General features: G+C 64.0%; 9 protein-coding genes. 4 read left to right on the top strand and 5 right to left on the bottom strand.

The features are described 5' to 3' along the window. The first annotated feature begins 9 nt into the window (after positions 1-9). The 4 genes from AC6H0W_RS09195 to msrB all read left to right on the top strand — a co-directional run bounded on the left by AC6H0W_RS09195 (position 10) and on the right by msrB (position 2,603). A complete protein-coding gene (locus AC6H0W_RS09195) occupies positions 10-423 on the top strand; it encodes a GlcG/HbpS family heme-binding protein (protein ID WP_497576867.1) in 414 nt (137 codons plus the stop codon). A gap of 44 nt (positions 424-467) precedes the next feature. Further along, positions 468-1,328 carry an HDOD domain-containing protein gene (locus AC6H0W_RS09190; RefSeq protein WP_497576866.1) on the top strand — a complete coding sequence of 287 codons (861 nt, stop codon included), beginning with the start codon at positions 468-470 and terminating at the stop codon, positions 1,326-1,328. Between the two features lie 151 nt (positions 1,329-1,479). Next, the gene (msrA, locus tag AC6H0W_RS09185) at positions 1,480-2,097 is read left to right on the top strand and encodes a peptide-methionine (S)-S-oxide reductase MsrA (RefSeq protein ID WP_497576865.1); all 618 of its coding nucleotides are present in this window, start codon (positions 1,480-1,482) and stop codon (positions 2,095-2,097) included. A 17-nt stretch (positions 2,098-2,114) separates the two neighbouring features. Further along, positions 2,115-2,603: a peptide-methionine (R)-S-oxide reductase MsrB gene (msrB, locus tag AC6H0W_RS09180; protein ID WP_497576864.1), complete on the top strand. Its 489-nt coding sequence runs from the start codon at positions 2,115-2,117 to the stop codon at positions 2,601-2,603. Positions 2,604-2,609: 6 nt separating this feature from the next. Here msrB and AC6H0W_RS09175 read toward each other — a convergent pair whose 3' ends face one another. The 5 genes from AC6H0W_RS09175 to AC6H0W_RS09155 all read right to left on the bottom strand — a co-directional run bounded on the left by AC6H0W_RS09175 (position 2,610) and on the right by AC6H0W_RS09155 (position 12,057). After that, on the bottom strand, positions 2,610-3,608 hold the full coding sequence (locus tag AC6H0W_RS09175) for an HD domain-containing phosphohydrolase (protein ID WP_497576863.1): 999 nt from the start codon (positions 3,606-3,608) through the stop codon (positions 2,610-2,612). Next, positions 3,605-6,922, bottom strand: a complete 3,318-nt coding sequence (locus AC6H0W_RS09170; protein WP_497576862.1) for a PAS domain S-box protein — start codon at positions 6,920-6,922, stop codon at positions 3,605-3,607. Before AC6H0W_RS09170 ends, AC6H0W_RS09175 begins: the two co-directional genes overlap by 4 nt. A gap of 309 nt (positions 6,923-7,231) precedes the next feature. Further along, a complete protein-coding gene (locus AC6H0W_RS09165) occupies positions 7,232-8,455 on the bottom strand; it encodes an ATP-grasp domain-containing protein (protein ID WP_497576861.1) in 1,224 nt (407 codons plus the stop codon). Between the two features lie 354 nt (positions 8,456-8,809). Continuing rightward, positions 8,810-10,837: a hypothetical protein gene (locus AC6H0W_RS09160; RefSeq protein WP_497576860.1), complete on the bottom strand. Its 2,028-nt coding sequence runs from the start codon at positions 10,835-10,837 to the stop codon at positions 8,810-8,812. 122 nt (positions 10,838-10,959) lie between these two features. After that, on the bottom strand, positions 10,960-12,057 hold the full coding sequence (locus AC6H0W_RS09155) for an alkene reductase (RefSeq protein WP_497576859.1): 1,098 nt from the start codon (positions 12,055-12,057) through the stop codon (positions 10,960-10,962). Positions 12,058-12,086 lie beyond the last annotated feature (29 nt).

The following is a 12,086-nucleotide window of genomic DNA, read 5'->3' as shown; positions in this document are numbered from 1 at the left end:
AGCCCTCCGATGCGCACACGCAAGGTCCTGACCCTCGACGACGCCCGCAAGATTGCCGCAGCCGCTGAAGCCGAAGCCCTGCGCAACAACTGGAACGTCGTGATTGCCGTATGCGACGAAGGGGGCCACCTGATGTGGTTGCAGCGCCTTGATGGCGCCCAGCTTATGAGCGTTGAAGTCGCGCCCGAGAAGGCGCGCGCCAGTGTCTTCGCGCGCCGCCCGAGCAAGGCACTGGAAGACATGGTCAATGGCGGACGCTATGCCGGCCTGCACCTGCCCATCCAGTGCATTGAAGGCGGTGAGATGATCGTCGTCGACGGCGAGATCCTCGGCGCGGTCGGCGTATCGGGCGTGAAGGCTTTCGAAGATGCGCAGATCGCCCGCGCGGGCGTCGCGGCCATCGGCGCCAGCTGCACCCTCTGAGACCTTCGGCCTTTGCGCCATTCAACCGCCACGCGGAGCAAAAAATGACCGACTTCGACGCGCAGCTGAAAGCGTTCGGTGAGCGTATCGAACAGGAAATGGTCGAGGGGCGCCTCAACTTCCCCACCGTGCTCGACCTGTCGCTGCGTATCAAGACGGTCGCCGACGACCCGGATTCGTCGCTCGACGACATCGCTGCCATCGCACGCGCCGAGCCCGTACTCTCCGCCAAGGCAGTCCGACTGGCCAATGCGGTGGTGATGAATCCGTACGGTGCCGCTGTCACCAACATCGGCGACGCTGTGCGCCGCATCGGCCTCGACTCCCTGCGCAGCCTGGCCTTTGCCGTGGCGGCCGAACAGGTCGCGCAGGATTTCCGCTCGCACACCCTAAAGCTCATCGCCACCGGCCTGTGGATGCACACGGTGGACGTGGCCTGCTGGTCGAGCGTCATCGCACGCGAGACGCGCTCAGCCAACCCCGACGGTGCGATGTTCGCCGGCATGATGGTCGACATCGGCCATTTCTTCCTGCTTGCCCGCGCCACCGAGTACCCGGCGCTGGAGCAGGACATGGACCGCTTCGCCGAGTTCGTCAGCACCTGGAACGCCCCGGTCGGCCGTGCCATTCTCGAAGTATTCGGGCTGCCGGAAAGCATTCTCGTGGCGTTCCGCGAGCCGCCACGCCAGATCGCCGCCTGGCCGCCGCGCGACCTCGCCGAGACGCTTCAGGTATCGCGCATTCTCAGCGAATCGCCCAACCCCTTCGACAACCTGCTCGGCCGCAACGCACCTTCGCTGACCGAAGCCATGGCCACCAGTCAGGTGGATAGCAGCGCCCTGCAGAGCATGATCGACTCGGCCCAGACCAGCCGCCGTCAGTTGATTGCCTCCCTCTGCGGCTGAACCTCAACACCCCGCAACGCGCTGCCGGCAGATCGCCGCAAAAAATTGAATCCCCGCCGTAAGGAATGGGCGCTCACCACGTCCAAGCCTCACACGTCTGCGCGCGAACTCGCTTCAGGCACACCACTCAAACGCGTCGGAGGATTCAATCATGCACACCACGATTTTCCGCTATCTGTTGTGCGCCACGTTGTTGGCGCTCGCTCCGCTCTCCGCGCATGCTGCGCCGGAACGCACCGACGGCCAGGCCGTCGCCACGTTCGCCGGCGGATGCTTCTGGTGCATGGAGCCCCCCTTCGATGCACTCGATGGCGTGCTCTCGACGACCTCGGGCTACACCGACGGTCGCACCCCCAACCCCACCTACGAGCAGGTATCGAGCGGGCGCACCGGCCACACCGAGGCCGTGCAGGTGGTGTACGACCCGAGCAAGGTGAGCTTTGAAAAACTGGTGGAGGTGTTCTGGAAGAACATCGACCCGACCGATGATCGCGGCCAGTTCTGCGACCGCGGGCTGCAATACCGGCCGACGCTGTTCTATCACGACGAAGCGCAACGCGAAGTGGCCGAACGCTCCAAGGCCGAGCTGCAAAAGAACAAACCGTTCGCGGCCGACATTGCCACCCCGGTGGTGGCCGCGAGTACGTTCTATGCGGCGGAGGAATATCACCAGGACTACTACCTGCGCAATCCGATCCGCTACAAGTACTACCGCCACTCCTGCGGCCGTGACAAGCGCCTGCAGGAATTGTGGGGCAGCAAACCCTGACCGACGGAGAAACGACCATGCAACGACGCACTTTTCTCGGCAGTCTGGCCACGCTGGCTGCCGCCCCGCTGACACCCGCACTGGCGGCCAAAGACACGAACGCAGCCGAAACCGCAACGCTGCAACGCAGTGAAGAAGAGTGGCAGCGCCTGCTGACCAAAGAGCAATTCGACGTACTGCGCCGAGAGGGAACGGAACGCCCGCATTCGAGCCCGCTCAACAATGAAAAGCGCAAGGGCACCTACGAGTGCGTGGCCTGCGGTCTGGCGCTGTTCACGTCCGAGATGAAGTACGACTCGGGCACCGGCTGGCCAAGCTTCTACACGCACCTTCCGGGCGCGTTCAAGACCAAACGTGACTTCAAGCTGATCATTCCGCGCACCGAATACCATTGCGCACGCTGCGGAGGCCACCACGGCCACGTCTTCAAGGACGGGCCCAAGCCGACCGGCGAGCGTTGGTGCAACAACGGCGTGGCGCTGCGCTTCGTGCCCGACGCCGGCTGAGCACGTTCAATCCATCCAGCGGCTGCGGATCACGAGGATCTCGGGCAATTTCTCCAGGAAGACCTCGACCAGCCGCGGGTCGAAGTGCTTGCCGCTTTCGTCACGAATCAGCTTAACGGCATCGTCGATGGACCAGGCCTTCTTGTAGGGGCGCTCGCTGGTGAGCGCGTCGAACACGTCGGCAATCGCCACGATGCGCGCCTCGATGGGAATCTCTTCACCGGAGATACCGTGCGGATAACCGCTGCCATCCCATTTCTCGTGGTGGCTCAACGCAATGCGACTGGCCATCTGCAGAAGGTCGGAATCGTGCTCGCCGAGAATGCGAACGCCGATCTCCGCGTGGCTCGCCATCACCTTCCACTCGTCCGGGTCCAGGCGTCCGGGCTTGCGGAGGATGGCGTCTGGAATGCCGATCTTGCCGACGTCGTGCATGGGCGCGGCGTGCAGCAGATTCTCGGCCTCCGATTCAGCCAGCCCTGCCCCGAGGGCGATGATCTGCGAATAATGGCTCATGCGGATCACGTGCATGCCGGTTTCGTTGTCCTTGAACTCGGCCGCAACGCCCAGGCATTGCACGATCTGCAGGCGCGTCTCGCGCAATATCTCGACACTCACCAGACGCAGGTGAGTGCGCACCCGTGCGCGCACCACCGACGGACTGACCGGCTTGGTCAGGTAGTCGACCGCACCGACGTCAAAACCGCGCGCTTCGTCGAGGCTGTCGCCCAGCGCAGTCACGAACAGCACGGGAATCATCGCCGTTCGCGTCGAGGCCTTCAGCGCCGCGCACACGTCGTAGCCCGTCAGTCCCGGCATCATCACATCGAGCAGGATCAGATCGGGCCGCTCGCTCTCGGCCAGCTTGAGCGCGCGCTCGCCGTCACGTGCGAAGAGCAAGCGGTAATCCTGTTGCAGTATCTCGCGCAACACATGCAGGTTCGAAGGCTCGTCATCCACCAGCATCAGCAACGGCCGCCGATCGGCGGCTTCAAGCGCACTCATCCTGCTTCTCCCGTTTCACCACACAGGCGCTCCAGTTCGGTCTCGAGGCAAAGCGCCGCGAGCTCCAGATCAAACTGGTCAATCGATTCACGCATCCGGCGATAGCTGCCGGGCTGCATCACCTCTGCAAGCGAGGCCACCATGGCCTCGTCCACTCGTCCATGACGCAACAAGCTCAGCAACGCGCGGACGCGCTCGGCAAACTCGTCGGCATGCTCGAAAACCTGCGTCTCCGGAGAAGCCGCGGGCTCCACATGACGGCCGATCACGGCCTTCACCGCTGCGAAATCCGTATCGAGCGCAGTCAGCGCATCAAGCACCGGGGCGATCGGGGCCCGGCTGCCCAGCAGCCGCTCGAGCTCGGCGGCAGTTCTGCTCACGTTCGGCATGGCCAGATTGCCCGCGGCGCCACGCAAGCGGTGCGCGGTGGCAGCGGCGGCGCCGAAGTCGTCGGAGGCAACGGCATTGCGCAAGGTCTCGAGGCTCCCCGAGGCATGCTCGACAAAGCGCTGCAGGGCACGCTGGAACACCTGCGCATCACCCCAGCGACGCTCACCCTCGGACCAATCCACCGGCTCGTCGGCGTGCGAGGACGCATGAGCGCTGATGCTGCAAGGCTGCGCGTCGACGAAGCCCAATACCCTGGCCATTTCACGCTGCAGCAAGGGCCACTCCACCGGCTTGGTGGCAAAGCCGTTCATGCCGGCCTCCGTAGCCGCCTCTCGGTCGCGCTCCATCACGGTGGCCGTGAGGGCGATCACCGGAGTCGGAGGCCGCCCTGAGACGCGTTCATAATCGCGGATCATGCGGGTGGCTTGCAGACCGTCGACCTCGGGCATCTGCACGTCCATCAGCACGAGGTCGTATTTGCCACGGCAATACAGGGTGAACGCTTCTTCACCGTTCAAGGCGCAGTGCACGCGGTGGCCGGCCGCCCCCAGCGTGACTTTCATCAATTCGAGGTTCTCGGTCACGTCGTCAGCGATCAGAACGCTGAGCGGCGGCAGATTGAGCGCCGCAGCCGAGGCGGTAAGCACACCATGCCCCGGGGCCAACGGAAGCCACACACGGAACGTGGTCCCTGCCCCCTCGATGCTTTCCGCGCGCAATTCACCGCCCATCAGGTCGACGAGCTGACGGGCAATGGTGGTGCCCAGCCCGGTGCCGCCGAAACGACGGCTCATCGAGGCATCTGCCTGCGTGAAGGGCTCGAAAATGGCCGCCAGCCGCTCTGGCGGAATACCGATGCCGGTATCGCGAATCGACAGCATCACGCCGCCGCGCTCCTCCGTAACGCGCAAGGTAACCTGCCCTTGCTCGGTGAACTTCACGGCGTTGCCAAGCAGATTGGTCAGCACCTGGCGCACACGCAGCACGTCACCGCGAAAGAACTCGCCCGCCGCGGAGTAAACGAGCACCATCTCGATGCCCTTGCGCCGCACTTGCAAGGCGAACATCTCGAGCATCTGACTGCACAGGTCGCGCAGCGAGAAATCCTGGGTTTCCAGCAGCACCGCACCGCGTTCGAGCTTGGCGGTATCGAGGATGTCATTGAGCAGCCCCAGCAGCGAACGCGCCGAGCCGTGCACGGTGGTGAGGTAGCGCCGCTGCTCCTTGCCGAGCGACGTGTCGAGCAGGATTTCGCTGAAACCGATGATGGCGTTCATCGGCGTGCGGATTTCGTGACTCATGTTGGCCAGAAACGCACTGCGCGCCTCGGCCGCTTGCTCGGCACGATCCTTGGCCTCGCGCAGATCCATCTCCATGCCGCGGCGCGCGCTGATGTCGACGATCACGCCATCGATCCAGCGTATTGCGCCCTGCTCATCCACAATGCCGCCACCGCTCTCCCACACCCAACGCAAGCTGCCGTCACGGCACTGCACGCGGTATTCGATGACGTAGCCCTTGCGCGCGTCGAGCGCCGCCATGACCTCCTCGAAGACCTGCTCGCGGTCGTCCTCGTGAATGATGGCCGCCAGATCCATGCCGTTGGCGCCGAAGGCACTGGCCGGCCAACCACTGATCTGCTCGATGGCGTCGCTGACGAACAGCACTTCCCACTGCCGGCTCGGCAGACATCGGAAAGCCGCCCCCGGGATGTTGCGAATCAGCGAGGCGTACTGCTGCTCGCGCTCGCGCAAGGATTCTTCCATGGCCTTGCGCGCGGTAATGTCGGTAACGTAGCCGACGAACATGCGCCCGTCGGCGATGCGCGCCTCGCCGATGGCAAGGCGCAGACGCATCGCGCTGCCGTCCTTGCGCAAACCGCTCACCTCTCGGCCCACGCCGATGATGCGCGGGGCTCCGCCGTTGCGATAGTTGTTCAGATAAGAATCATGCGCGCTGGCGTCCGGGTCGGGCATCAACATGCTGACGTTGCGTCCCGCCACCTCGGCGGCGCGCCAGCCGAACATCCGCTCCGCCGCCGCATTGAAGCCCACGATTCGGCCACGCTCGTCGATGGTGATGATGCCGTCGATGGCGGTATCCACCACGGCGCGCAAGCGCGACTCGTTGTCTTGCGCACGGCGATACAAGGCGTGCACCCGAATCAAGGCATTCGAAACCCCGACCAAGAAGACCAGTACCAGACTGACGCCCGCGATTCCGATTCCAAGTCCGGTATTGCCGACACCCACTTCGGCAACGTCCGGCGTGCCGATGAACACCGCTGCCGCCATGCCGGTGTAGTGCATGGACGCAATCGCCAGACCCAGCACCGTGCCACCCAAGAGGACCGCAGGCCCTTCGCTGATGAAATTGTGACCCATCAAGCCAAAACGGATGCGCAGCGCGGCGATGGCGAACACCACCGCGACCACCAGCGAAGCCAGAAACCACAGCGAATCGAGCCGCATCTCGGCATCCATCTGCATGGCCGCCATGCCGCAGTAGTGCATGGCGCCGATGCCGACGCCCACGTAGGTGCCGCCCACCACGAGTTGCCGACGGCTCACGCTGGAGCTGGAGAGCAGTTGCAGCGCGATCCACGCAGCGAAAAAGGCTGGAAGGATGGAGAGCGCTGTCAAGCCGGGGTCATAGCGGATCTCGATTCCGGCATCAAGCGCAAGCATGCCGACGAAATGCATTGCCCAAACGCCCCCCGCCAGCGCCAACGCGCCGGAGAACAGCGCAAAACGCCTTGCGAACGGCTGCCGGGCCTTGCGCGCCACCCCGCCCACCTGCAAGGCCATGGTGGATGCCACCACTGCAATCACCAGCGACAACAGCATCAGGCCATGGTGGTGATGCGTGTGCAGCACGAGCGCCGGATCGACGCCGTCAAGGCCGAAAATGGTGAAATTCAACATGGATGCCGCCGCACCTTTAACGCCTGCGCGAAGCAGGCAACGCACTGACCTAGTTCATACACCGATGCATGAGCTTTCCGGCCTCATCTCGACTCGACTCGCCACGCATCATCAACGGAGGCATTCGCCCCGAAATTTGGTTGAATCACCAAACAAACCCAAGTAACACGGCGGTTAAGCTCATGCTACCTCAGCTGATTTGGCGTGCGCCGCGATCCTCGGGGCGTGCGTGCGGATTTGCACAGCGCACCGCATCCACATACGAAAAAACCGCCCAGCGGGCGGTTCTGCAGACTCGATGCGAGCGTCTCAAACGTAGTAGTCCAACGACTCCTGATGCTTGAGCAAGTCACGCAGCACGTGGGGATCCGGACCGAAGAAATACACCAGCCCCCAGTGCGTGCCGAAAGCCGTGCGCTTGGTTACGATCTCTTCCAGCGGCGGCGTGAGTTCGTGCGACTCGAAATAGGCGTGATCCTCGGTTTCCGGGGGAATCTCGAGCTTGCTCACTACGCGGCGGCGCGGGTACACGCCGAAACAACCCGCATGCCCCTTGGCGTCGACCACTTCGCGCGGGAAGAAAGCCTTGATCTCGTCCTGCGTGGTCTTCGGGTCAAAGGCCAGCACCAGCCCCTGATAGGCGTTGAAGCCGTACGCTCGTTCAAGCAGCTCGAAGACCTTGAAACCCGGCGGACGGTACGCCACTTCACCCAAGTACATCTCGTTGTCGCTGGTCACGAAGTACTCGGGGTGGATGAAGCCGAAATCGATCTCGAAGGTCTTGATGAGCTTCTCGATCTGTTTCTCCACCAACGGCCGCAGCTTCTCAAGTTCGGGCGTACCGGGCACGAATACCGAGTAGCCCAGCGTCACGTATTCCGACAGGTTGAGGAACATGATCTTGCCGCCATGCACCCACGCCTCGACGGCGAACTCCCAGCCATCCAGATGGCTTTCCATCAGCACCGGGAATTCCTCGTCGGGAATCGCATCGATCTCGTCCGGCGTGCGGATCACGCGGTGCCCCAGGCACCCCGCCTTGTCGAAGGCCTTGAGGTGGATGGGGTCGTTGGGGTCGCCGTCGAGCTTGAGCAAGGTCTGATTGACACGCTTGAGGAAGCGCACCACGTCGCTCTTGTCGTGCGCCTCTTCGAAGATGCCCACGCGTATGCCACCCAACTGGGCGCGGCGCTTCATCAACGCCTTGTCCCGGAACAGGATCGATTGCCCGAACAGGCGCGGGTTGTTCATCAACACCGAATTGATCGCTCCGGCCCATTCCACGGTTTCCTCGAACAGAGGGATCGCCACATCCACGCCCTCGTCCTTGAGCTTCTGCGCTATTTCCATCGAGCGGTCGTTGATGCGTTCGAAATCCCACGACATGTAGGGGATGCCATGCTCCTTGCAATAGGCCTCGGCCCACGGCGGCGCAACCACCACGTAGCGGCGGTCGAAACGCTCCAGTGCATCCACGGCATTCAGGCTCCAGCCCAGCAATGCCACATAGCCTTTCTCGGGATTCTTTTCCATCAGCGATTCCTTTGCGGAGTGCCGCACTGCAAATCGGGCAATGGAACGGACGTTCGCATTTGCGCGAGGCAGACGACGTGCATCAAGTCGATGCAATTTGCCGTCGTCACACAGCACTGCGTGACGACGAAGGGGACGCGCGGCGATGGAGCATTGCGAGGGTGCAGCAACACTGCGAGGGGCAAAGCGATCGGCCGCGGCCGGGAAATACCAGACGTCCGTGATCAACGGACTGAGAACGTCGCGGGTGCGCGCAGCCTGCTGCGCGCGAGGTGGTCCAACCCCCGCTTCGAGGCCCCACCATGCCCGCCATACCAAGGGGCTGTCAACCCGACGGCCCCAAACCTGCGCGGGTCAGAGCGCTCCGGTCGCCCCGCCCGTCGCTGCCGAATCGGCGTTCGATGCAGCGGGTACGCGCTCGCGCGCCCAGCTTTCGACGGCCATCGCACGCACATTGGCAACGGCCTCCTCGGGCACCACCGTGGGGTTGCCGTGGTCCTGCGGGTCGAAGTGGAAGATGTACACGCGCGAGGCCAGTTGCGCGAACGGCAGCGAGGATTCGCCGAAGTGCTCCCCGTTGCCTTCGGTGGACACCACCACGCCACAACCCCAGTCCTGCCCGCCGTCGTTGTTGGGGTTGTAGAAATAGGCGCGCATCTCGCCGCGCAGATCGGGCGCAGTACGAATCAGCGTAATGGCATGCCAGCCGACAAAGCGCCCGCCCGAATCGGTCACCGCCACACCGGCCGGCTGCGGGTGGATCTGTACGTGATTGCCGTTGTAGTGCGGGTGGTACGAGGCGTGAAAATCACGCACGAATTCGTCGTAGCGTTCGAGCAGCCCGCTGGCGACGTCCACCGCGATGGCAAAACCACGCACCACCCACCAACCGTGAAACTCGGGGTTGACCCATTTGTGCGGGTCTTCACCACGCCCTGCCGCGAGGCGCCCCATGCCGAAATAGATGCGGTCCAGATGTGGCACCAGCAGCAGGGAAACCGGGTCGAGATCGAGGTTGAGCACATCCACCAGCCCCGCGGGCAGCAGCGACGAATCGAGCGGCTGCCCCTCGAAATGCATGGTGATGGCGCCGTCACGTGCTGCCCAGGCCACCAGTTGCATCAGGTAATCCGGGTCGTTCCATGCCCACATCGAAATGGCGCGTGCGGCCTGGCACGTGGGGTTATGCCCCTGCCCCACGCCGAACGGCTGCCCGAGCACATTGAGCAAACCTGCCAGCAGGTGCGCTTCGGGCGACAGCCCGGGGCCGAACACACGGGTCAGCATCTCGGCGGTGCGCGCGTGCAAAGGCAGACGGATCTGGCGCCACAGTGCCGGCACCAGCGGCGGGGAGAACAGGATGCCGCGTTCGAGCAGGCACGACAGGCCGTAGATCGCCTGACAGGTCTCGGGGTGAGCCGTGCGGTCAATGAGTTCGCGAACGAGTTCGTTGAAGTTCAGATAGCTCTCGGTGCCGGTGGTGCTCAGGCCCAAAGCCACCGGAATCAGGTCGGGCTGCTGTTCGAGCAACCAGCGCATCAGCACCGGGTGGTACACCGACACCAGGCCGGTGTCCGCCATTGCCCGCGCAAACCCGCTGGCCTCCTGCTTGAGCGTCTGCACGTCCATGTGCGCCAGCGCCTCGCGGTACGCCTCCACACCGGGGTCGTAATGCGTGCCCTGGGTCGGCCCGAACAGCGCACTGATCAATCGGTCCGCCCCGCGCAAGCCATTCACGCCGGTTTGCGGGTCGTCCAGATACACCGCCAGTTTGGTGATCATGGTCTTGACGCCATCGACCTTGACCGGCCGCTGACGCATGATGCGCCAGACTTCCTCGACCAGTTGTTCGAGCATGGAGTCATAGCCGATGTGCTCCGCCAAAAAAGCAAACACCTGGCGTGCCCCCTCGGTGCGGCGCTCGCGCGACAGCTCGGTGGCGCGATCAAAAACGAAATCCAGATTGACCGCCAGCACCTCGCGCAGGAAGTGCACAGCCTGCTCGGCCGCAATGCCCGGGTGTGTGGCGCGGCCCTCGGCAATCGCCAGCCAACGCAGCAGGCTCAGGCACTCCAGCGTCACCACGCGCACTTCGGCGAACTTCAGCGTCCCGGGAACGAGTTGCGGCTGCAGGCGCTCGGGATACTCCCAATCACTTCCGGCGAATACCCCCGCCACCTGCAAAGCCCCTGCCCGCTCGTACAACGCGGCCACCCCGCCCGGCAGACACAACAAGGGACGCGCCGCATCCAGCACCTCTGCGGCATGGGCGGGGCGCGCAAAATCGCTCGCCTGTCCGAGGCGCTTGAAACAGCGCTCGAAGCGGTCGAGCAAGGTATTGAGACGGTCAGGGGTAGCGGTTGAAGCGGAGTCTTGGGGCATCCAGATGAGAAGTCGGGCGGAGAAATGTACGCCGTGTGCCGCCTCAAGGACGGAACACGGCAAAGGCGTCTTCCGTCCCGAGGATACACCAGCGCAGTCCGAGCCGTCGCCCGGCCCGCCACTCAAGCCTGCCTGATCTGGTCCAGCGTGGGGTAATCGATGTAGCCCTTGGCCCCGCCGCCGTAGAAGGTGCGGGTATCCGGCTGATTAAGACCGGCTCCTTCACGCAGGCGGCGCACCAGATCCGGGTTGGCGAGAAACGGCACACCGAAAGCCACCAGATCTGCAGCGCCGCTACCAACCGCCTGCATGGCCGTGCCCCGGTCATAACCGTTATTCACCAGCCAGGCGCCGGGGAAGGCGTTGCGCAGTGCCGCATAGTCGAATTGCGGAGCCCCCTCGGGCTCACGCGCTCCGCCGGTCTCGCCCTCAATGACATGAGTGTAAGCCAGCCCGAGCGGCGAGAGCTGCTCCACCACATAGCCATAAAGCGCCTGCGGAGCGCTGTCGAGCGGGGTGTCGTTGAACGTCGTCAGCGGGCTCAGCCGGATGCCGACGCGCCCTGCGCCGATCTCGCTGCATACGGCCTGCATGATCTCGATCAGAAGACGCGCACGGTTCTCGATGCTGCCGCCGTACGGGCCGCTGCGGTCGTTCACGCTGTCGCGCAGAAACTGTTCGAGCAGATAGGTGTTCGCGGCGTGGACTTCGATGCCGTCGAAACCCGCCGCCACGGCATTGCGTGCGGCACGGCGGTAGTCCTCCACCAGCGCGGGGAGTTCATCGTCGCGCAGCGCACGCGGCGCAGACGTATCCACGAAACCTTCGGCGGTGAAGGTCTTGGCATTCGGGCGGCGGGCGGTCGACGACACTGGCTGGGCGCCGTCCGGCAGCAGCGAGGAGTGTGAAATGCGGCCGACATGCCACAACTGGATCACGATGCGCCCGCTGGCGGCATGCACGGCATCGGTGACTTTTCTCCACGCCGCCACCTGCTCGGCGCTGTAGATGCCCGGCGTGTCGAGGTAGCCCTGACCCATCGGGCTGATCTGGGTAGCCTCGGTGATGATCAGGCCGGCGGTGGCGCGTTGGCGGTAATACTCCACGGTCTGGTCGTCGGGCGTTTGATTGTGGGCGCGGTTGCGCGTCAGCGGTGCCATCACGATGCGGTTGGCGAGCTCGATGTCACCGATGCGGATGGGGTCGAACAAGGTGGTCATGGGATCCTTTGCAACGGGGTGTTCGGAAG

It is taken from the genome of Pseudazoarcus sp. NS20 (assembly GCF_059703745.1).
Note: the sequence above shows the minus strand (reverse complement) of the source record. Positions and strands in the feature narration are given on the sequence as shown.